This window comes from Paracidovorax konjaci (genome assembly GCF_900112675.1).
GTDB lineage: Bacteria > Pseudomonadota > Gammaproteobacteria > Burkholderiales > Burkholderiaceae_C > Paracidovorax > Paracidovorax konjaci.
Window position 1 is genome coordinate 119402 of the sequence record NZ_FOMQ01000009.1, and the last position, 22040, is coordinate 141441.

The following is a 22040-nucleotide window of genomic DNA, read 5'->3' on the forward strand; positions in this document are numbered from 1 at the left end:
GGCGCCTCACCGATCCCCGGGCCGCGGTACCGCGGCGGCCTGAATGAACATCGTCTCCCACATGCCGTAGATGCCGCCGTAGATCCGGTTCATCGCGCCGCCCATGCCCGTGAACCACAGCGACAACACCGCCAGGCCGACCACGATCTTCACGGGTATGCCAAGCACCAGCATGTTGATCTGCGGAAGGTTGCGCGATATGAGGCTGAGCGCGAACTCCACCAGCAGAATGCAGAACACCACCGGTGCAGCCAGTGAAAAACCCAGCATGAAGAGCCCGCTCGCCTGCTTGAAAACGGGTGCTGCCGCGCCTTCGATCTGCCAGGCGGCACCGGGTGGAAACACCTCGAAGCTGTAGGCCAGCGCGCGCAGCAGGGCATGGTGGCCGTCCACTGCCATGAAGCCGATCACGGCGATGTAGTTGAACGCGGACACCAGCAAGGGAGACGCCCGGTTGCCCACCGGATCGAAGACCTGGGCGATGCCGAAGCCGATCTGCACATCGAGCAGGTTGCCTGCCAGCGAGAAAGCTGCAAACGCGAGCAGAATGCCCAGCGCCATGGTGGCCCCGAGCGATAGCTCCACCAGCGCCATCTGCAGCAACTCACCCGCGCCGGGCACGGTCTTCGGGGTGCCCCTCACCAATGCCTGCGCGAGGGTCCAGGACAGTGCCATGACCACCACCAGGCGCACCCGGCCAGGCACCGGCATCGCATAGAGCACCGGCGTCATCGCCAGCACGACGGCGATACGCAGCGAAGGCAGGAAGAAAGCCGCCCACAGGCCTTGGGAGCCGCTTCCAGCCAGCGCCTGGAAGGGCGAAGATTGCAGGGAGTCCATACCAGCGCGTCAGAACATCGAAGGAATGTTCGTCCAGAGTTGCGTGGCGAATTGGCCCAGCTTCTTGAGCATCCACGGGCCGAAAAAAACCATTACGCCCCCTGCTGCCAGCAGCTTGGGAACGAACGTCAACGACATTTCCTGCACCTGTGTGACCACTTGCAGGATGCTGATCAGCAACCCGACCAGCATGGTGAGCCCGAGGATGGGCAGGCAGACGAGCAGCCCCGTCCAGAACAGGTCGGACATCATGCGCAGCGCGAGGTCGGCAGTCATGGGCACCCTGACTGCGAGGAACCGAACTTCGACACGCGCATTTTCCTGTATTGAAAAGTTACAAATATTGGAAAATTATACAAACGCGCAGCAATTACGGGGGCGCGCTCTGCAGCGACGTTGCTTTATTCCTACTCCATAACCGGCATGCGTTGCGTAAGCGCATTCCTACACGGATACGCCAATCCCGACCCACACGGCAGCCTGACGGGCTGTCCGAACATGGACGGATCCCAGCCCGGAAATCACCACTGATGGGCGTGGCCCGATACCCGGCTATTCCCAGCCCAGCCGGCCGAGACAGGCCTGCGCAGGCCGTCCCGTGGCGTACACAAAGAGGAGTTCTCCCCCATGACCTCGAATTTCCAGGATCTGCAGGCCAAGGCGATTGCCTGGTGCAAAGACTTCGAGCAGTACAAGGATGAGTGCGTGGTGTTCGCGCAAAGGTTGCGTGTGGAGTTCATCGACCACCTCGGCGCGCGGTCCGGAGACGTGGAGTTCCATGCGCTGGATGAGCGGTTGGAACGCATCGCGGACGAGCGGTCTTCCCTGTGGCCCAAGCTGCAGGTCGGTGACGACGGCTTTTTCTATTTCGGACTGACGCTGTTCTTCCGGGCCGATTCGCATTGCCTGGATGAGCATGTGCGGGTGGGCATACAGAAGTCGCGCAACCACTGGCGGGTGCGTTGGAACCAGAAAGAGTCGACCTATTCCCCCAGCGGGCCGAACACGGCTTTCTTCGAGAAGGTCACCGCGGTGACGCTGGAGAAATTCTCGACGCCGTTCCGGCGGATGAAAGGGCAACTGGGGTTCGTGCCCATGCTGCAGAGCGACCACCATCTCGTGGCGTCCGCGCCGCCCAGCCCCGTGTCGGGTGCGAGTGCCACGCCGGACAGCGGCGAAACCTGATCTCGCCCACTCCCGCCGTTCTTCGCCGCCCTTCACTACCTGGCGGTAACGCAGCGCCGTTGTCCCGCTCGGGTCCGCGGTTACAGAACCCGCCAGACAAGCCGGCGAGGCTGTCGAAGGCCGTCGCGGCTGTCCTACAGCGGCGCGCCGGGGCCCGCCCTACCTTCGGTGGAAATCGTTCCCGTCCCAAGGATCCGCGACATGTGCATTCCTTCGATCGATACCGCTGCCGCACGGCAAGGAGGGCGGCATGGCTGAAAAGAAGAAGCCGGCCGCTGCCGCATCGCCTCCCGCCAAAGCAACGGCCAGCGGGCAGGCCCCCACTTCCACGCGCGCGCTCTGGAAGGGCGCCATCAGCTTCGGCCTGGTGCACGTTCCCGTGGGGCTTTATTCGGCCACACAGGACAGCGGCATCGATTTCGACTGGCTCGACAAGCGCAGCATGGATCCCGTGGGCTACAAGCGCATCAACAAGAAAACCGGCAAGGAGATCACGGCCGAGAACATCGTCAAAGGGGTGGAATACGAAGACGGCCGCTATGTGGTGCTCACCCCCGAGGAAATCTCGCAGGCCTACCCCAAGACCACCCAGACCATCGAAATCGAGGCCTTCCTGGATGCCGACGACATCCCCTTCGTCTACCTGGAGCGCCCCTACTACACCGCCCCGCTCAAGCGCGGCGAGAAGGTCTATGCGCTGCTGCGCGAAGCGCTCAAGAAGAGCCACCGCGTGGGCGTGGGCAAGGTGGTGATCCAGACCAAGCAGCACCTGGCGGTGCTCATTCCCTGCGGCCGGGCGCTCGTGCTCAATCTGCTGCGCTGGGGCGGAGAGATCCGCTCCTTCGAAGAACTCAACCTGCCTCCGGCCGGCGGCAAGGCCGTGGGCCTGAAGGATGCCGAGATGCGCATGGCGCAGCAGTTGATCGAAGACATGAGCGAGGGATGGGATGCCGACAAATTCCGCAACTCCTTCTCCGAAGAAATCATGAAGCTCGTCGAAGCGCGGGCCCAGGCGGGGGACATTGCCGAAGTGGAGCCCCTGGAAGCCGCGTCGGATACCGGCAGCGCGGAAGTGGTGGACCTCACCGCCCTGCTCCGCCGCAGCCTGGAAGGCGGGCGGCGCAAGGGAACGCCCTCCCCGGGCGGCGAGAAGCCTGCAGGCGGGGATGACGAAAAGGACACGGGGTCCAGCGTTCGCCATCTTCCGGCCCGGGCCAAGCCGCGCAAGACCGCTTCCGCCAGCAACGCCAAGACAGGCCGCAGCGCAGCCAAGTCCGCACCGGCCCGCAGCACCGCGAACGGCGGAAAGTCGGCCGCCGCCAAGAAACCCGCCGCACGCCGCCGCGCCGCCTGAGCGGCCAACGCCATGGCCCGATCGCGCCGTGCCCCTTCCGCGCTCCCGGCCGCACTGGAGGACTATGCCCGCAAGCGGGACTTCAAGGCCACGCCCGAGCCTGGTGCGCAGGGCGCGGAAGCGCTGCCGGACGGCGCCTTGCGATTCGTGATCCAGAAGCACTGGGCCACCCGCCTGCACTACGACCTGCGGCTGGAAATCGACGGAACGATGAAGAGCTGGGCAGTGCCGAAGGGGCCGAGCTTCGATCCGGCCGACAAGCGCATGGCCGTGCAGGTGGAAGACCACCCCATCGCCTACAACCAGTTCGAAGGCCAGATTCCGGCAAAGCAATACGGTGCCGGGCGCGTGATCATCTGGGACAAGGGCTACTGGGTGCCCCTGGAAGACCCGGCCCGTGCCTACCGCGCCGGCAAGCTCAAGTTCGAGATCCACGGCCACAAACTGCGCGGCCGGTGGACGCTCGTGCGCATGCACGGGCGGGGCAACGAGCGCCAGCCGCCCTGGCTGCTCATCAAGGAGCGCGACGGACAGGACCGCCCGGCGGCCGAATACAGCGTGGTCGATGCAATGCCCGACAGCGTGAAGGCATTGCCCGATCTGCCGGTGCCCGCGTCATCCGACGCCGAGGGTGCCCGGCACCGCGCGCCGCGGGCGCCTGCCGGCAAGGCGGCCGGTGCCCGGCCAACCGGCGCGCGGCGCCGACGCGTGGATGGCGGATCGCTGCCGCAAGCGCTGTCGCCCCAACTGGCCACGCTGGTCGATGGCCCGCCCGGCAACCTCGCCGACTGGCTGTTCGAACTGAAGTTCGACGGCTACCGCATCCTCGCGCGCATCGAGGGCGGGCAGGTACGGCTCATCACCCGCAACGGCAACGACTGGACACACCGCATGCCGCAACTGGCGGATGCCGTGGCGGCGTTGCCGGTCGAATCGGGCTGGATCGACGGCGAGATCGTGGTGCTCGACCGGCACGGCATTCCGGACTTCCAGGCCTTGCAGAACGCCTTCGAGAGCACCCGCGGCGTCACCAGCCGCCGTGCCGCGAAAGCTGCCGGCCGGCCAGCCGGGGCGGAGGTTGGCGGGCTCATCTTCTATGTCTTCGATCTGCCCTATTTCAATGGGCATGACCTGCGCGGTGTGCCGCTGCGCGAACGCCGCGATGCGCTCCGCACCCTGGTAGCGGCCGGCGAGAGCGACACCGTGCGCTTCAGCGAGGCCTTCGAGGCAGCGCCCGACCAGCTCATCGCATCCGCCTGCCAACTCGGCTTCGAGGGCGTGATCGGCAAGCGCGCCTCGGCCACCTACGCGGAGGGCCGCTCGGCCGACTGGATCAAGCTCAAGTGCGGGCAGCGGCAGGAGTTCGTCATCGGCGGCTACACGGATCCGCAGGGAGCGCGCACGGGCATCGGCTCGCTGCTGCTCGGAGTGCATGGCGACGACGGCCTGCTGCACTACGTGGGCAACGTGGGCTCCGGCTTCAGCGAGCGCACCCTGAAGACGCTGCATGCGCAGCTCAAGGCGCTGGGCGCATCGGACAGCCCCTTCGCCGAGGGCACCCGGGTCGGCCGCAAGGCCCATTGGGTGGTCCCGTGCCTGCTCGCCGAGGTGGCCTTCGCGGGCTGGACGCACACCCGGCACATCCGCCACGCCGTGTTCCGCGGCCTGCGTGAAGACAAGCCTCCGCAGGACATCGTGCAGGAGACGCCCGCCAGTGCCGATGCCATCGCCGCCGCGCCACCCCCTGCCCCGCCCGCCCCACCCCGCATGACCGCTCGCAAGAAATCTCCTCCGGCCCCGCAGCCCGCCAGGCCACCGGCCGGCCGCGCTGCCGCATCCGGCCCGTCCCCATCGCTGCGCGTGACCCACGCCGAGCGGGTGATCGATGCGGACAGCGGCCTCACCAAGCTCGACCTGGTGCGTTACTACGCGCTCGTGGCGCCGCTGATGATGGAGCACCTGCGCCAGCGCCCGGTGTCGGTGGTGCGCGCGCCGGAGGGCGTCGGGCACGAGCTGTTCTTCCAGCGGCACCAGGAACAGGGCTCGGTGGAGGGCATCCGCCTGCTGGACAGGGCGCTCTACCCGGACCACCCCGCACTCATGGAGGTGGCCGCGCCCGAGGGCCTGCCTGCCTCGGCACAGATGAATGCGATCGAGTTCCACACGTGGAATGCGCGCAGCGACCGCATCGCGCGGCCCGACCGCATGACCTTCGACCTGGACCCTGGTGAGGGCGTAGGCTGGGAGAAGATCCAGGAGGCCACCACGCTCATGCGCGTGATGCTCACCGAACTGGGCTTACCGGCATTTCTCAAGACCAGCGGCGGCAAGGGCCTGCACGTGGTGGTGCCCATCAAGCGCCTGCACGGCTGGGACACCGTCAAGGGCTTCTCGCAGGCCGTGGTTCAGCACATGGCCCGCACCATCCCGCACCTGTTCGTGGCCAAGAGCGGCCCCCGCAACCGCGTGGGCAAGATCTTCGTGGACTACCTGCGCAACGGCTTCGGTGCCACCACCGTGTGCGCGTGGTCGGCGCGTGCACGCCCCGGCCTGGGGATCTCCGTTCCGCTGGCCTGGAGCGAGCTGGAAACGCTTTCCGGCAGCGCGCAGTGGACCGTGCGCAGCGTGGGCGACCGGCTTCGCGAAGGCAACGCGCCGTGGGACGGCTACGCGGGCGCGGCGGTGTCGATCACCCAGGCCATGCGCCTGCTGGAATACGAACCGCCCCGCGGTTGAGCGCGGCCGGCCGCTCCCTGCAACTGCCGGCGCCGCGCTGCGCCGCATCAGGCGTGGGTCACGGCCCCGTGCAGGTCGTGGGTGTCGGTGGACGCCACCCGGCGGCCGTTGAGTCCGAGCTTGGCGAGCAACTGCACGTCGGCCTCCACGTCGGGGTTGCCGGTGACGAGCAGTTTGTCGCCATAGAAGATGGAGTTCGCGCCCGCCATGAAGCACAGTGCCTGCACGGCCTCGCCCATCTGCTGCCGGCCGGCGGAGAGCCGCACCCGTGCCCGCGGCATGGTGATGCGCGCCACGGCAATCACCCGCACGAAATCGAACGGGTCCACCGGATCGCTGTCGGCGAGCGGCGTGCCCGGCACGCGCACCAGGCTGTTGATGGGCACCGACTCGGGATACGGGGCCAGGTTGGCAAGCTGCGCGATCAATCCCGCACGGTGCACGGGCGCTTCGCCCATGCCGACGATGCCGCCGCAGCACACGCTGATGCCCGCATCGCGCACGTGGCGCAGCGTGTCCAGCCGGTCCTGGTAGGCCCGGGTGCTTACGACATCGGTGTAGTACTCCGGCGCGGTGTCCAGATTGTGGTTGTAGTAATCCAGGCCCGCGCCGCGCAGCGCCCGGGCCTGGTGCGGCTCCAGCATGCCGAGCGTGGCGCAGGTCTGCATGCCCAGGTCCTTGACGGCGGCGATCAGCTCGCCCACCTTCTCGATGTCGCGGTCCTTGGGGGCGCGCCAGGCCGCGCCCATGCAAAAGCGCGTGGCCCCCGCATCGCGCGCGGCCCGGGCCGCGGCGGTGACCTCGTCCACGCTCATGAGCTTCTGGGCTTTCACACCCGTATCGAACTCCGCCGACTGCGGGCAGTAGCCGCAGTTCTCCGGACAGCCGCCCGTTTTCACGGACAGGAGCGTGGCCAGCTCGACATCGCCGGCCGGCCAGTGTTGCCGGTGCACGGCCTGCGCGCGCCAGAGCAGGTCCATGAATGGCAGGTCGAGAAGCTCCTGGATGGCCTGGACGGTCCAGTCGCCGCCGGACGGCGCGGTGGTGGCGGCGGTAGCCGGCCGGTGCCATTGCACGGGCTGTGCGGTGGGGGTATCGGAAGTGGTTGCAGTGGGTTGCATGGTCATGGGCTCTGAAGACGCCCGCCGCCGGAGTCCTGGAGGGGACCGGCGCGGGGCAAGGGTTTCCGCAGCGCGGCATACAAATTGTGGAAGGAAAAACCGGCCGCCCCCCTCTTCGCGCCCCAAAATTCCCGCCGCAGCGCAAAGGGCTCCAATTCCCGGCATTTCACGCGGTACTTTGCCGGCAGATGCCGACCGTGGCCGCCCAGTTAAAGGCATTTGGGGCACGTGCTTTCAGCCGGCCCCGCAACATGCGCCATCGCGCCGCCATCCGTCGCCAAGTGCCGTGCCGCCCTGGCTGGATGCCTGCGGAGATGGCGTCGGTTAACGCAACCTCACGCGCCCAGCAGGGTCTGCAACTTGCGGACCGCGCTGTCCACGGTGGTCAGGATCGGCAGGCCGGTCGCCCGCGCACAGGCATCCCGCGCGCGCGCCATGCTGAACTGGGCCAGCGCAATGCGGGTGCAGCCCTGCTCCGCCAGCCACGCTGCCTGGTGCGCGATGAGCGCGTCATGGGCGGCGGCGTCGCCGGAGTTCAATGCGTCGAGGGCTCCTTCGGCCAGGGCGATCCGCAGGGGCATGCCGGGCGGAAACTCCGCGGGCATGGATCGCAGCGTGGGCGGGAAGGTCGCCACCAGGCCGAGGGCACCCTGCCCCCCGGCCGCTTCTTCCACCATGGCCTCGTTGGGCTTCAGCACGGGCAGCGGCGCGTGTTCCCGCGCCACGGCCTCGATGCACGGCCCGAAGGCGGAGCAGGTGAACAGGATGCCTTGCGCCCCCGTATCCACCGCATACCGCGCCAGGCGTGCGAAGCGGGCGTGCATCGCGGCATCGAGCGAGCCGCCGCCGGCCGCCAGATCCGCCGAGAGGCTGTCGTCCAGCAGGTTCATGCGCACGGCCTCGGGCCAGTCGCGCGCGAAGGCCTCGTTGACCGGGTCGACCGAATGGGCCAGGGCGTGGATCAGGGCAATGCGTGGCATGCGGGCGGCGGGTTCAGAGGCCCTTGTCGGACGGTTGAGCGAAGGCATCGCGGGTTTCGGCGTTGAGCGGGTACTGGATGTTCACCCCGCGCGGCGGGATGGGCGACGTGAACCACTTGCGGTAGAGCTGTTCCATCTCGCCGGACTTCATCATGCCCGTGACGACGCGGTCCACCAGAGCCTTGAAGCCCGGGTCGTCCTTGCGGAACATGAGGGACTGGTTCTCGGTGCGCAGCGGCTCGCCGGTGATGATGAAATCCTTGGGGTTGCGTGCCGATGCGATGAGGCCTGCCAGCAGGATGTCGTCCAGCACGAAGGCCTGGGCGCGGCCGCTCTCGACCAGCAGGAACGAGTCGGCATGGTCCTTGCCGGCCATCTGCTGGATCTCGAGGTTCTTCCCCTTGTCGGCTTCGCGCAGCAGCCGCAGCGACGTGGTCCCGCTGGTGGCCACCACGGTCTTGCCCTGCAGGTCGGCAATGCTGCGGATGCCGGAATCGGCGCGCACCAGCATGCGCACGTTGTAGCGGAAGATGTCCGGCGAGAAGGCGACGAGCTTCTGCCGCTCCACGAGGTTGGTGGTGGAGCCGCACTCGATATCCACCGTGCCGCCCGCCACCAGCGGAATGCGGTTTTGCGAGGTGACGGTCTGGTAGCGGATCTCCACCTTCGGCAACTGGAGTTGCGCTTTCACCGCCTCCACGATCTTCATGCAGATGTCGAGGCTGTAGCCCACCGGCACGCCGGTGCCGGCGTTGTAGGAGAAGCCGAAGGACGACTCCCGGTGGCCGAGCGTGATGGCGCCCGTCTCCTTGATCTTCTGGAGGGTGGCGCTTTCCTGTGCATGGGCGCCCAGGGCGAAGGCGGCGGACAGTGCCAGGACGGCACAGCGGAACAACGAAGGCATGGTGGAACTCCTTGCGGGCAGGATGGTGGAGAGGCGGGAAAAAAGCGCGATGCGCGGGTTCAGAATTCGCGGGTGGCCGCGTCCACCGCGTCGGCCAGCCGGACCGCGATGTCCTGCAGCACCTCGCGCGTGGCGATGAAGGGGGGCGCGAGCAGCACGTGGTCGCCCGCATGGCCGTCCACCGTGCCGCCCATGGGGTAGCAGAGCAGCCCGCGCGCCATGGCTTCCCGCTTGACGAGCGCGTGGACCTTGCGGGCCGGATCGAAGGGCGCCTTCGCGGCGCGGTCCTGCACCAGCTCGATGCCCCAGAAGAAACCGCGACCACGGATGTCGCCCACGTGCGGATGGCTGCCGAGCGCCTGCCGCAGGGCCTGCTCGAAGAAGGCGCCGTCGTCCCGCACCTTGGCGAGCAGGCCGTCGCGCTGGATCACGCGCTGCACCGCGAGCGCGGCCGCGCAGGCCACCGGGTGCCCGAGGTAGGTGTGCCCGTGCTGGAAGTACCCGCTGCCCGCCGACATCGCCTCCACGATGCGCCGCTGCGCGAGCACCGCGCCCACCGGCTGGTAGCCCCCGCCCAGGCCCTTGGCCACGGTGACGAGATCGGGCACCACGCCCTCCTGCTCGCAGGCGTAGAGGGTGCCGATGCGGCCCATGCCGCACATCACTTCGTCCAGGATCAGCAGCACGCCGTGGCGGTCGCACACCGCGCGCACGGCGCGCAGGTAGCCGGGCACGGGCGTGAGCACGCCGGCCGTGGCGCCGCCCACCGTCTCGGCCACGAAGGCGATCACGCGGTCCGGGCCCTGCGCCCGGATGGCGGCGTCCAGTTCGTCCGCCAGGCGCTGGCCGTACTGCTCGGGCGTCTCGTCCGCGCGTTGCTCGCGGTAGGGGTAGCAAGGCGCCACGTGCGTCGCGGGCACCAGCAGCGGAGCGAAGGGCTCGCGCCGCCAGGCGTTGCCGCCCACGGCCAGCGCGCCCAGGGTGTTGCCGTGGTAGCTCTGGCGGCGCGCGATGAAGTGCGTGCGCTGCGGTTGCCCGATCTCCACGAAGTACTGCCGTGCCATCTTGAGCGCGGCCTCGACGGCCTCGGAACCGCCGCTCACCAGGTAGGCATGGTCCATGCCTTCGGGCGCGCCGGCGACCAGCGCGTCGGCCAGTTCCTCGGCCACCGCGGTGGTGAAGAAGCTGGTGTGGGCATAGGCCAGCCGGTCGATCTGCGCATGCATGGCCGCGATCACGTCCGGATGCCCATGCCCGAGCGACGACACGGCGGCACCGCCCGAGGCGTCGAGATAGCGCCGCCCCGCGGCGTCCACGATCGTGACGCCCTCGGCCGATACGGCGACGGGCGGGGTCTGGTGCAGGTGGCGATGGAATACGTGTGTCATGCAGTGCCGCTTTTGGATCAAATGTTCCCGCCCATTTTGTTTTGGAACATACGTTTCGTCAATGGGCTGGCATGGAACACCTGTGCCTTTTCGGTACATTCGTTCCCGTCACCCGCCCCTCTGCCCGCCCCTCTGCCCGCCCCATGACCGTCTCCGTCCAGGACCACCTCCGCCAGCGCTATGCCGATCTCAGCCCCGCGCTGCAAGCGGTCGCGCGCTACCTGCTCGACCACCCGGCCGAGGTGGTCACGTCATCGATGCGCCACCTGGGCGTGCAGGCCGGCGCCACGCCGCCCACGCTGGTGCGCTTCGCGCAGCAGGTGGGCTTCGACGGCTGGCCCGCGCTGAAGGCGGCGTTCGCGGCCGACCTGGGCCTGGGGGGCGATGCGTACGGCGCGCGGGCCCAGCGGCTCGTGGGCCGGGCCGCCGAAGGCGGCGGGCTCGCCGGGGAGATGTTCGAATTACAGCGCCGCAACCTCGAAAGCACGCAGACGCAGAGCGCCCCGCGCCTGGACGAGGCCTGCGCCCTGATCGAAAAGGCCCGCGCCGTGCACGTGGCGGGGTTCCGCGCCAGCTACCCCATCGCATTCGGCCTGGTCTACCAGTACCGGCTGTTCCGGCAGACGGTGCACCTGCTCGACGGCCAGGGCGGTACGCTCGAGATGCAGCAGCGCGCGTTCGCGAAAGGCGACGTGCTGGTGGTGGCGAGCTTCGCGCCCTACTCGCGCGAGGCGCTGCAGGTGGCCGAGGCCGCGCGGGACGCCGGCTGCCGCATCGTGGCGCTCACCGACAGCCTGGCCTCGCCGCTGTCGCTGATGGCGCAGCAGACGCTGCTGTTCAGCATCCACAGCCCATCGTTCTTTCCCTCGGTGGCGGCGGGCATGGCGCTCGCCGAGGCGCTGGTGGAACTGCTCGCCAGCCGCGCGGGCGCCGGCGCCGCGCGCTCCATCGGCGAGGCGGAACGCCGGCTGCACGCCACGGGCGCCTACGCCAAGGCGCGCCGCAGCCGCGCCGGCGGCTGAGCGGGGCCGAAGCGCTTCAGCCCAGCGCGGCGATCACTTCGGGCGGCGCCTGTACCAGCTCGATCAACACGCCCTCGCCCGCGATCGGGAACTCGTCGTTGCTCTTGGGGTGCAGGAAGGTGATGTCGTGCCCCGCCGCGCCCGGGCGGATGCCGCCCGGCGCGAAGCGCACGCCCCGGGCCGTGAGCCACTCCACCGCGCGCGGCAGGTCGTCGATCCACAGCCCGATGTGGTTGAGCGGCGTGGTGTGCACCGCCGGCTTCTTGTCCACGTCGAGCGGCTGCATGAGGTCCACCTCCACCGCGTGGGCGCCCTGCCCCATCGCCAGGATGTCTTCATCGACGTTCTCGCGCTCGCTGCGGAAGGTGCCCGTCTGCGCGAGGCCGAGCATGTCCACCCAGAGGCGTTTCATGCGGTCCTTGTCGGTGCCGCCGATGGCGACCTGCTGGATGCCGAGGACCTTGAAGGGGCGGGAGGCGATGGTGCTGTCCATATGTACGCTATGTTTTTGGTAGCAAACTATTCAATGAATACGGCGGCATGAAGGCGATTTCATTGAAACTCCAGAATCACCTGGTCCACCGCCAGCGATTCGCCCTTGCCGGCCACCACCTTGTCCACCACGCCGTCCTGCGTGGCGAAGAGAATGTTCTCCATCTTCATCGCCTCGATCACCGCGAGCTTCTCGCCGGCCTGCACCTTCTGGCCCGGCTGCACGGCGATGTCCACCAGCAGGCCCGGCATGGGCGAGAGCAGGAATTTGCTCAGGTCCGGCGGCGCCTTGAAGGGCATGAGCTGGTGCAGACGCGCGCCGAGCGGCGAAAGCACCAGGGCCTCTATCTGCGTGCCGTTGTGCGCGATGCGCAGCGCCAGCGGGTTCTTGCCGGCGCCCCGCTCCACCTGGGCGGTGAAGCCGATGCCGTTGCACTGGCCCTGCACGCGGACCTGGCCGAGCGTGGCGGCGCTGCTGATCTGGTAGTCGCGCCCCTCCACGTGCACGAGGCTGGAACCCGAGGCATCCTGGAAGTCGGTCACCGAGACGGCGTGGTGGGCATGCTGCCCTTCGGCGTCCAGCGCCACCACGACGAACTGCTCGCCCACCTTCACCTCGTGCCCCGCGAGCTGGCCGCTGATGCCGCGGGCGCGCGCGCGGTAGCGGCGGTGCATGTAGGCCGCCAGCGCGACGAGGAAGAGCGGGTCGTCGTGCGGCACGTCCTCGGCATGGAAGCCCTGGCCGTAGTGCTCAGCGATGAAGCCGGTGTTGAACCGCCCCGACACGAAGTCCGGGTGCGCGAGCAGCGCCGCCTGGAACGGGATGTTGCTGCTGATGCCGCGGATCACGAAGCCATTGAGCGCCGCGCGCATCTTGTGGATGGCGTCCTGCCGGTCGGTGCCGTGCACGATGAGCTTGGCGATCATCGAGTCGTAGACCATGGGGATCTCGCCGCCCTCGTACACGCCCGTGTCCACGCGCACGCCGAGCTTCTTGTCGGTGTCGGCCTGGAACATGCTCTCCTCCGGCGGCTGGAAGCGCACCAGCCGGCCCGTGGAGGGCAGGAAGTTGCGGAACGGGTCCTCCGCGTTGATGCGGCATTCGATGGCCCAGCCGTCGCGGCGCACGTCGGCCTGCGCGATGGGCAGCGGCTCGCCGGCCGCCACGCGGATCATCAGCTCCACGAGGTCCAGGCCCGTGATGCATTCGGTCACCGGGTGCTCCACCTGCAGGCGCGTGTTCATCTCCAGGAAGTAGAAGTCCTGGTCCTTGCCCACCACGAACTCCACCGTGCCCGCGCTCTGGTACTTCACGGCCTTGGCGAGGGCCACGGCCTGCTCGCCCATGGCCTTGCGCGTCGCGTCGCTGATGAAGGGCGACGGCGCCTCCTCGATCACCTTCTGGTGGCGCCGCTGGATGGAGCATTCGCGCTCGTTCAGGTAGATCACATTGCCCTGGCTGTCGCCCAGGATCTGGATCTCGATGTGGCGCGGCTGCTGCACGAACTTCTCGATGAAGATGCGGTCGTCGCCGAAGCTGTTGCGCGCCTCGTTCTGGCAGGCGGCGAAGCCTTCCAGCGCCTCCTTGTCGTCGTAGGCCACGCGCAGGCCCTTGCCGCCACCGCCGGCCGACGCCTTAATCATCACCGGGTAGCCGATGTCGCGCGCGATCCCGACGGCTGCTTCAGCCGACGGGATGGCGTCGTTCCAGCCCGGGATGGTGTTGACCTTCGCTTCGTTGGCCAGCTTCTTGGAGGCGATCTTGTCGCCCATGGCCGCGATCGAATGCGCGCGCGGGCCGATGAAGGCGATGCCTTCGTCCTCGCAGCGCTGCGCGAAGGCCTCGTTCTCCGACAGGAAGCCGTAGCCCGGGTGGATGGCCTGCGCGCCGGTCTGCTTGCAGGCCGCGATGATGCGGTCGGCCTGCAGGTAGCTCTCGCGGCTGGGTGCCGCGCCGATGTGCACGGCTTCGTCCGCCAGCTTCACGTGGCGCGCGTCCCGGTCGGCGTCGGAGTAGACGGCCACGGTGGCGATGCCCATGCGGCGGGCGGTGGCGATGACGCGGCAGGCGATCTCACCGCGGTTGGCAATCAGGATTTTGGTGAACATGGTGCGTCGAAGGAGGTGTTGCGTTCGGGCGGGCGCGGGGTGGCGTGGGGGGCGGCGCGGCTCAGGTGCGATCGATGGCCGGGCTCATGTCCTCCATCCACAGCACGTTGTCCGCATAGGACTGCAGGTCGGGCGAGAGGCTGGACATCGAGCCCGAGACCCACACTTCCTTGTGCAGCTCGGACTTGACGTAGGAGATGGCGTCCTCGAAGTCCCCGTCGCCCGCGGACAGGATCAGGCGGTCGTAGACGTTCTGCGCCGCCAGCTTGATCATCAGCGTGGCGATGCCGACGTCCACGCCCTTCTGCACCCAGCGGTCGGACGAGTGGCTGCAGGAGGGGCAGTGCACGTGCAGTTTCTTCAGCTTGTAGAGCTGCACGCGGAACTTCGGGCCCATGGGCGGCGCCGTCTTGATCCAGGCGTGGAAGGAGTTCTGCGCATCGGTGGCGGGCTCGGTCGCCGAGTTGAGGTAGTAGCTTTCGTAGATCGGCCCGCCGTTCAGGCGCGTGATCTCGTTCTTCAGCTTCAGGTAATCGAAGGGCTTGGACTTTCCGTAGCTGAAAAGGTAGGCGCCGTCGACGATCCAGACGGTTTTCATAGGCCTCCCGCTGCGGCCGGGCGCGGCGCGCCGGGAGTCTTCGGGGATCCGCCGTTCACAGCGGGATGTTTCCGTGCTTGCGCCATGGGTTCTCGATCTTCTTGTTCTGCAGCATCACCAGGCTGCGGCAGATGCGCTTGCGCGTCTCGTGCGGCAGGATCACGTCGTCGATGAATCCGCGGCTGCTGGCCACGAACGGATTGGCGAAGCGGGCCTTGTATTCGGCCTCGCGGGCGGCCAGCTTCCCGGGGTCGTTCTTGTCCTCGCGGAAGATGATCTCCACCGCGCCCTTGGCGCCCATCACGGCGATCTCGGCGTTGGGCCAGGCCAGGTTCACGTCGCCGCGCAGGTGCTTGGAGGCCATCACGTCGTAGGCGCCGCCGTACGCCTTGCGCGTGATGACGGTGATCTTGGGCACCGTGGCCTCGGCGTAGGCGTAGAGCAGCTTGGCGCCGTGCTTGATGATGCCGCCGTATTCCTGGCTGGTGCCGGGCATGAAGCCGGGCACGTCCACGAAGGTGACCACGGGGATGTTGAACGCATCGCAGAAGCGCACGAAGCGCGCGGCCTTGATGCTCGACTTGATGTCCAGGCAGCCGGCCAGCACCAGCGGCTGGTTGGCGACGATGCCCACCACGTTGCCGTCCATGCGCGCGAAGCCCACGACGATGTTGCGCGCGTAGTCGGGCTGCAGTTCGAAGAAGTCGCCGTCGTCCACCGTCTTGACGATCAGCTCCTTCATGTCGTAGGGCTTGTTGGCGTTCTCGGGCACCAGCGTGTCCAGGCTCAGGTCCTTGCGGTCGGCCGGGTCGGTGCTCTTGCGCACGGGGGCCTTCTCGCGGTTGTTGAGCGGCAGGTAGTTGTAGAGCCGGCGCAGCATCATGAGCGCCTCGACGTCGTTCTCGAACGCCATGTCGGCCACGCCGCTCTTGGTGGTGTGGGTGACGGCGCCGCCCAGCTCCTCGGCGGTCACTTCCTCGTGCGTGACGGTCTTCACCACGTCGGGGCCGGTCACGAACATGTAGCTGGAGTCCTTCACCATGAAGATGAAGTCGGTCATGGCGGGCGAGTACACCGCGCCACCCGCGCAGGGGCCCATCACCATGCTGATCTGCGGCACCACGCCGGAGGCGAGCACGTTCTTCTGGAACACGTCGGCATAGCCGCCGAGCGAGGCGACGCCCTCCTGGATGCGCGCGCCGCCCGAATCGTTGAGGCCGATCACCGGCGCGCCGACCTTCATCGCCTGGTCCATCACCTTGCAGATCTTCTCGGCATGCGCTTCCGAGAGCGCGCCGCCGAACACGGTGAAGTCCTGGCTGAAGACGAAGACCAGGCGGCCGTTGATCATGCCGTAGCCCGTCACCACGCCGTCGCCGGGCACCTTGTTGTCCTGCATGCCGAAGTCGGTGCAGCGGTGCTCGACGAACATGTCCCATTCCTCGAAGGTGCCGTCGTCCAGCAGCAGTTCGATGCGCTCGCGCGCGGTGAGCTTGCCCTTCTTGTGCTGCGCTTCCACGCGCTTGGCGCCGCCGCCCTGGCGGGCCTGCTCGCGTTTTTTCTCCAACTGTTCGAGAATATCCTGCATAAAACTCCTAATACTAGCTATTAATTTGTTGCTCTATTAGACGCATTTCTTTGTCATTTAATCCCAAAATTGCATCAAAATAATAACCCCGCTTGGTTGTAATTGCCACGTCCAAGCATTCCATCAATAACCTAGAAGCATAGAAGAAATTGATAAATTGCTCAGGCTTAATAAAATAGCCACCCAGTAGCCTAGCCAAGTCGAGCGGATCTTCTTTAAGGAATGCCGCTGCAGCAGACGAAATTCTTGCGCTTTGTTGATATTTTATCTTCGCAGCTCTTGATTTCAAAAAGGAATTGAGTACATTAATATGTTCCGCAAATTTACTCAACTCTGCACTTGTCAGGGAAGGCTGTCTGAGTTTTTGCACATATTTCTCAATTTGATCCCGCAGCCCGGCGAAATATTGATAAATACTACCAATCGGTGGAGATGTGTTTATCTCCATCAGCTTAGCCTCACAGTAGCACCAACCTAAAAAAATGAGCACCCCAGAACTAGCGACCTTCATGTTTAGTACTTGTTGCAGAATTTCATCAAGAAGAGAATCCGCCTCGGGCAAAAGAGCAACCGTATATATCATTACCTCGCGCCACTTCTGATCATTCAGCGCGGATTTAACAATTTGTCTTCTCAGATTTGCATTTTGATTTTTCGCAACAAAACAAGCGGTAAAATATTCCTGAATCGTTAAATGGGAGAATGTATATAAGTCTTTAGCTCTTTCAATTACCAAGCCATGTTGAGCTTCAATTTGCTTAACTAGTTCCGAACCGTCCACTTCGGAGTTAATGTCGGCATCAGGGAGGCTGTTTATAAATTTTTCAATGACCGTGGAGATTTCGGCCTTACGAAAAACCGTCCTGGAATCAAAGTAAAATTTAGCTGCCACAGTTTCCAATAACTGCTGACGTTGCCCAAAAGATAAGTTCTCATAAAACGCGTCGCGCACAATTAATCGTGACGTATCCCATTTTTTTAAAAGCGCATTTATAGCTTCTTGATAAACATCGACTTGGCGGGTGGGAAAAGTTAAAGTCTCATCAAATGCTAGACAAAGCAGTGTTAGCAAAAGAGGTGTTCTCCCCAGATCGCGGAAGCCAGCGCTCCTCGGGTTCCGCCATGCGTCTAAAAAGAGCGCCAGCTGTTTGGATTCGTTTCCATACCAGAGATTTGCAAAAAGCTCCTGTTGCTCACTCGTAAAGTCCGCCACCTCCACGTATGAAAATCGTTCAAACGAGTAATCAGTAGCTGCTGTCCTGCAAGTTAGGCAATACTTATTTTTATAGTATTTATTTGAAAAATCAACAATATCTTTTATTATTCGATTTCTTTTATCTTGCCATTGATTAACCTCATCAAGCCCATCGAAAAGAATTAATGCTTTACCAGCATCTAATAGTGATTCAACAAACTTCTCCGAATCAGGGAAGCCACATATTTCAAATTGCTTCGAAATGTATTTTAGTAAATTACTCGATGAGTCGCTCCAATCTTTTAATGATATAAAAATCGGAGTAGCTTCACTTCCCTTGCGGCAGGCAACGATTGCCAAGTGCTTTAGAAAGGTTGTTTTTCCCGCACCAGGACGACCAAGAATAAATGTATTCTTATTGCCAAGCGCGACATCTTCAGCTTTAATACGCTCCCTGGCATCCAAATTGCCACGTACATCAAATTCATCTTCATCAAGACTCTCAGCATATCTCCTAATCGCAGAGAGCTTGTCAAAGACATAAACATCAGTATATATTTTGTCTATCTCGATTTCTTTAGGATTTCCTAGTACCTTGGTGCACCGCACAATTTTTAAGAGATTAGATTTATATCTGCTCTCTGCTTCATGCCACTGCAATTGCGCCCATGAATCTGAAACTCTTTTAACGATGAGCTCAGCACCCTTTGTAACTCCTTTTTTTGCAGCAACTATAGCAAGCTGTGTTGTTGGATTTTTTAAATTCTCCCACGCCCACTCAACAATTTCATTCATAATCCCCTCCCATTTTTAAAAAAACTCTTAACAGTCTTCGTGCAGCAGTTGAAGCAGGAACTTCATTTGAAATAACGAGTTTGGAGAAATATGGCAATAACTCCTTAATATCATTATTGGTGTTAAATGCCAATTTGAGGCCCGCATCGATGCGCTCCCACATCCAGGACTGAGCCTGCTGGCGGCGGCGCGCATCCAGGCGCCCGTTGACACCCTGCAGCCGCCGGAAGTCCTGCACGGCCGCCCAGAAGGCGTCCACGCCGCGGCCCTGCAGCGCGCTGATCTGCAGCACGCGCGGGTGCCACAGGGCCTCGTCGTGGCGCGCATGCTCGGGGTGGCCGTGCTGGCCGATGAGCCGCAGGCTGGAGGTGATCTGCGCCTCGGCGCGCGTGGCGGCGTGCGGGTCGATGTCGGCCTTGTTGATGGCCACGAGGTCCGCGATCTCCATCACGCCCTTCTTGATCGCCTGCAGGTCGTCGCCGGCGTTGGGCAGCTGCATGAGCACGAACATGTCGGTCATGCCGGCCACGGCGGTCTCGCTCTGGCCCACGCCCACGGTCTCGACGATCACCACGCCGTAGCCGGCCGCCTCGCAGACCAGCATGGCCTCGCGCGTCTTCTCGGCCACGCCGCCCAGCGTGCCGCTCGACGGGCTCGGGCGGATGTAGGCCTGCTCGTGCACCGACAGCCGCTCCATGCGCGTCTTGTCGCCCAGGATGGAGCCGCCCGAGACGCTGGACGACGGGTCGATGGTCAGCACCGCCACGCGGTGGCCCTGCGCGATGAGGTGCAGGCCCAGCGTTTCGATGAAGGTGGATTTGCCCACGCCGGGCACGCCGCTCAGGCCCAGCCGGAAGGCCCGGCCGGTGTGCGGCAGCAGCGCGGTGAGCAGCGCATCGCCCTGCGCGCGGTGGTCGGCGCGGGTGGATTCGAGCAGCGTGATGGCCTTGGCCATGGCGCGGCGCTGCACCGGGCCGGGCGCGCCGGTGATGCCGGTGAAGAGCGGGTGCGGAGCCTGCGTGTTCATGCGCCCGCCTCCGCTGCAGCGCCCGCCCACGACGGGCTCCAGCGGTATTCGGTGTCGAAAGGCTCCTCGGCCACCGGCCGGAAGCCGTGGCGCAGATAGAAGCGGTTGGCATCGCTGCCCTTGAGCGCGCACAGGGTCACGTCGCAGCCGCGCTCCCGGGCTTGCGCCTGCACCCAGGCCATGGCCCAGCTGCCGGCCCCCGCGCCCTGCGCACCGGGGCGCAGGTAGAGGTGGTGCAGCCGCAGCGTGCCGTCCGCCGCGCGCGGCAGCAGCGTGAGGTAGCCGATGCGCTCGCCGCCCCGCACGATGTGGCGCATGCCCTGCGGCACGAAGGCGTCGCGCAGCCGCTCGCGCACGCGCACCGGGTCGAAGCGGCCCAGCCGCTCCAGGCTTTCGCGCAGCGCCTCGGCGCGCAGCTCGGCCATGGCGGCGAAGTCGCCTTCGGTGACGGGCTCCCAGGCCAGGCCGGCAGCGCCGGAGAGCGGTGAGTCGGCAGCCGGAGAATCGGGCATCGCGCAGGTACGCATCCTCAGGCGGCCACGGCCTGGCGGATCTGCTCCAGCACGTCCTTCGCGCTCGCCGGGATCGGCGTGCCCGGGCCGTAGATGCCCTTCACGCCCGATTCGTAGAGGAAGTCGTAGTCCTGCTGCGGGATCACGCCGCCCACGAAGACGATGATGTCATCGGCGCCCTGGGCCTTCAGCGCCTCGATGATGGCCGGCACCAGGGTCTTGTGGCCGGCCGCGAGCGTGGAGACGCCCACGGCGTGGACGTCGTTCTCGATGGCCTGGCGCGCGCACTCCTCGGGGGTCTGGAAGAGCGGGCCCATGTCCACGTCGAACCCCAGGTCGGCGAAGGCCGTGGCCACCACCTTGGCGCCGCGGTCGTGGCCGTCCTGCCCCAGTTTGGCGATCATCACGCGCGGGCGGCGGCCCTCGGTTTCGGCGAAGGCGTCGATCTCGCCCTGGAGCTTTTCCCAGCCCTCGGCCGAGTCGTAGGCGGCGGCGTAGACGCCGGTCACCTTCTGCGTATCGGCGCGGTGGCGGCCGAAGACCTTCTCCAGCGCGTCGCTCACCTCGCCCACCGTGGCGCGCAGCCGCACGGCCTGGATCGAAAGCTCCAGCAGGTTGCCCGTGCCGGATTCGGCGGCGGCCGTGAGCGCATCGAGCGCCTGCTGCACCGCGGCGGCGTCGCGCGTGGCGCGGATGCGCTCCAGCCGCGCGATCTGGCCGCCCCGCACCTTCATGTTGTCGATCTGCAGGATGTCCACCGGGTCTTCCTTGGCCAGGCGGTACTTGTTCACGCCCACGATCACGTCCTTGCCGGAGTCGATGCGCGCCTGCTTTTCGGCGGCCGCCGCCTCGATCTTGAGCTTGGCCCAGCCGGAATCGACGGCCTGGGTCATGCCGCCCAGGGCCTCGACCTCCTCGATGATCTTCCAGGCGGCGTCGGCCATGTCCTGGGTCAGCTTCTCCATCATGTAGCTGCCGGCCCAAGGGTCGATCACGTTGGTGATGTGGGTCTCTTCCTGGATGATGAGCTGCGTGTTGCGCGCGATGCGGGCCGAGAATTCGGTCGGCAGCGCGATGGCCTCGTCGAAGCTGTTGGTGTGCAGGCTCTGCGTGCCGCCGAAGACGGCCGCCATGGCCTCGATGGTGGTGCGCACCACGTTGTTGTAGGGGTCCTGCTCGGTGAGCGACCAGCCCGAGGTCTGGCAGTGCGTGCGCAGCATCAGGCTCTTGGGGCTCTTCGCATCGAAGCCCTTCATGATGCGGCACCAGAGCAGGCGCGCCGCGCGCATCTTGGCCACTTCGAGGTAGAAGTTCATGCCGATGGCCCAGAAGAACGAGAGCCGGCCGGCGAACTCGTCCACGTCCAGGCCCGAGGCGATGGCGGTTTTCACGTATTCCTTGCCGTCCGCCAGCGTGAAGGCCAGCTCCAGCGCCTGGTTGGCGCCCGCTTCCTGCATGTGGTAGCCGCTGATCGATATGGAGTTGAACTTCGGCATGTTCCGCGCGGTGTAGCCGATGATGTCCCCGATGATCCGCATCGACGGCTTGGGCGGGTAGATGTAGGTGTTGCGGACCATGAACTCCTTGAGGATGTCGTTCTGGATGGTCCCGGAGAGCTGGTCCTGCCGCACGCCCTGCTCTTCCGCGGCGACCACATAGCCGGCCAGCACGGGCAGCACGGCGCCGTTCATGGTCATGGAGACGCTCACCTTGTCCAGCGGAATGCCGTCGAACAGGATCTTCATGTCCTCCACGCTGTCGATGGCCACGCCCGCCTTGCCCACGTCGCCGGTCACGCGCGGGTGGTCGCTGTCGTAGCCGCGGTGCGTGGCGAGGTCGAACGCCACCGACACGCCCTGCCCGCCCGCCGCGAGCGCCTTGCGGTAGAAGGCGTTCGATTCCTCGGCCGTGGAAAAGCCGGCGTACTGGCGGATGGTCCAGGGCCGCACCGCGTACATGGTGGCCTGCGGGCCGCGCAGGTAGGGCTCGAAGCCGGGCAGCGTGTTGGTGTGGGGCAGGCCCGCCGTGTCTTCGGCGGTGTAGAGCGGCTTCACGGCGATGCCGTCCGGCGTGATCCAGTTAAGTGCCTGCACGTCGCCGTCCGGGGCGGACTTGGCGGCCGCCTTGCCCCACGCGGCGAGGTCGGCTGGCTGGAATTCGGGCTCGGGGGAACGGCTGCTGCTCATGGAAACGG

Annotated in this window: 18 protein-coding genes; 4 read left to right on the plus strand and 14 right to left on the minus strand. The window is 65.6% G+C overall.

Annotated features, from left to right (window positions below):
- Positions 1-6: 6 nt before the first annotated feature.
- A complete protein-coding gene (locus tag BM144_RS14670) occupies positions 7-840 on the minus strand; it encodes a flagellar biosynthetic protein FliR (protein WP_092953563.1) in 834 nt (277 codons plus the stop codon).
- Positions 841-849: 9 nt separating this feature from the next.
- The gene (locus BM144_RS14675; protein ID WP_092953565.1) at positions 850-1116 is read right to left on the minus strand and encodes a flagellar biosynthetic protein FliQ; all 267 of its coding nucleotides are present in this window, start codon (positions 1114-1116) and stop codon (positions 850-852) included.
- A 351-nt stretch (positions 1117-1467) separates the two neighbouring features.
- On the opposite strand from BM144_RS14675, the gene BM144_RS14680 reads away from it, so the two are divergent.
- From BM144_RS14680 to ligD, 3 genes are all read left to right on the plus strand, one after another.
- Entirely contained in the window at positions 1468-2025 is a 558-nt protein-coding gene (locus BM144_RS14680) for a hypothetical protein (RefSeq protein ID WP_092953567.1), read from the plus strand.
- 250 nt (positions 2026-2275) lie between these two features.
- Positions 2276-3379: a non-homologous end joining protein Ku gene (gene ku / locus BM144_RS14685; protein ID WP_092953569.1), complete on the plus strand. Its 1104-nt coding sequence runs from the start codon at positions 2276-2278 to the stop codon at positions 3377-3379.
- A gap of 12 nt (positions 3380-3391) precedes the next feature.
- On the plus strand, positions 3392-6115 hold the full coding sequence (gene ligD / locus BM144_RS14690) for a DNA ligase D (protein ID WP_092953571.1): 2724 nt from the start codon (positions 3392-3394) through the stop codon (positions 6113-6115).
- 47 nt (positions 6116-6162) lie between these two features.
- On the opposite strand, the gene bioB is transcribed toward ligD, so the two are convergent.
- The 4 genes from bioB to BM144_RS14710 form a co-directional block, all read right to left on the minus strand.
- Positions 6163-7242, minus strand: coding sequence for a biotin synthase BioB (gene bioB, locus BM144_RS14695; protein ID WP_092953573.1), 1080 nt, complete (start codon positions 7240-7242; stop codon positions 6163-6165).
- Between the two features lie 329 nt (positions 7243-7571).
- On the minus strand, positions 7572-8216 hold the full coding sequence (locus tag BM144_RS14700) for an aspartate/glutamate racemase family protein (RefSeq protein WP_092953575.1): 645 nt from the start codon (positions 8214-8216) through the stop codon (positions 7572-7574).
- 13 nt (positions 8217-8229) lie between these two features.
- Positions 8230-9120, minus strand: coding sequence for an amino acid ABC transporter substrate-binding protein (locus tag BM144_RS14705; RefSeq protein ID WP_092953577.1), 891 nt, complete (start codon positions 9118-9120; stop codon positions 8230-8232).
- Positions 9121-9179: 59 nt separating this feature from the next.
- Complete coding sequence (locus tag BM144_RS14710) at positions 9180-10508, minus strand: aspartate aminotransferase family protein (protein WP_092953579.1); 1329 nt, start codon at positions 10506-10508, stop codon at positions 9180-9182.
- Between the two features lie 143 nt (positions 10509-10651).
- Here BM144_RS14710 and BM144_RS14715 point away from each other — a divergent pair, with 143 nt between their 5' ends.
- A complete protein-coding gene (locus BM144_RS14715; RefSeq protein ID WP_092953581.1) occupies positions 10652-11530 on the plus strand; it encodes a MurR/RpiR family transcriptional regulator in 879 nt (292 codons plus the stop codon).
- Between the two features lie 16 nt (positions 11531-11546).
- On the opposite strand, the gene BM144_RS14720 is transcribed toward BM144_RS14715, so the two are convergent.
- The 8 genes from BM144_RS14720 to scpA all read right to left on the minus strand — a co-directional run bounded on the left by BM144_RS14720 (position 11547) and on the right by scpA (position 22032).
- A complete protein-coding gene (locus BM144_RS14720; protein ID WP_092953583.1) occupies positions 11547-12023 on the minus strand; it encodes a VOC family protein in 477 nt (158 codons plus the stop codon).
- A gap of 59 nt (positions 12024-12082) precedes the next feature.
- Complete coding sequence (locus tag BM144_RS14725) at positions 12083-14131, minus strand: acetyl-CoA carboxylase biotin carboxylase subunit (protein ID WP_092953585.1); 2049 nt, start codon at positions 14129-14131, stop codon at positions 12083-12085.
- Between the two features lie 61 nt (positions 14132-14192).
- Complete coding sequence (locus tag BM144_RS14730; RefSeq protein ID WP_092953587.1) at positions 14193-14729, minus strand: NYN domain-containing protein; 537 nt, start codon at positions 14727-14729, stop codon at positions 14193-14195.
- 55 nt (positions 14730-14784) lie between these two features.
- Positions 14785-16317: an acyl-CoA carboxylase subunit beta gene (locus BM144_RS14735; RefSeq protein ID WP_092953589.1), complete on the minus strand. Its 1533-nt coding sequence runs from the start codon at positions 16315-16317 to the stop codon at positions 14785-14787.
- 13 nt (positions 16318-16330) lie between these two features.
- Positions 16331-18307 carry an NACHT domain-containing protein gene (locus BM144_RS14740; protein WP_092953708.1) on the minus strand — a complete coding sequence of 659 codons (1977 nt, stop codon included), beginning with the start codon at positions 18305-18307 and terminating at the stop codon, positions 16331-16333.
- Positions 18300-19334: a methylmalonyl Co-A mutase-associated GTPase MeaB gene (gene meaB, locus BM144_RS14745; RefSeq protein WP_092953711.1), complete on the minus strand. Its 1035-nt coding sequence runs from the start codon at positions 19332-19334 to the stop codon at positions 18300-18302. The genes BM144_RS14740 and meaB overlap by 8 nt, the downstream gene beginning before the upstream one ends.
- Entirely contained in the window at positions 19331-19759 is a 429-nt protein-coding gene (locus BM144_RS14750) for a GNAT family N-acetyltransferase (protein ID WP_092953714.1), read from the minus strand. Before BM144_RS14750 ends, meaB begins: the two co-directional genes overlap by 4 nt.
- 104 nt (positions 19760-19863) lie before the next feature.
- The gene (gene scpA / locus BM144_RS14755) at positions 19864-22032 is read right to left on the minus strand and encodes a methylmalonyl-CoA mutase (protein ID WP_092953591.1); all 2169 of its coding nucleotides are present in this window, start codon (positions 22030-22032) and stop codon (positions 19864-19866) included.
- Positions 22033-22040: the final 8 nt, after the last annotated feature.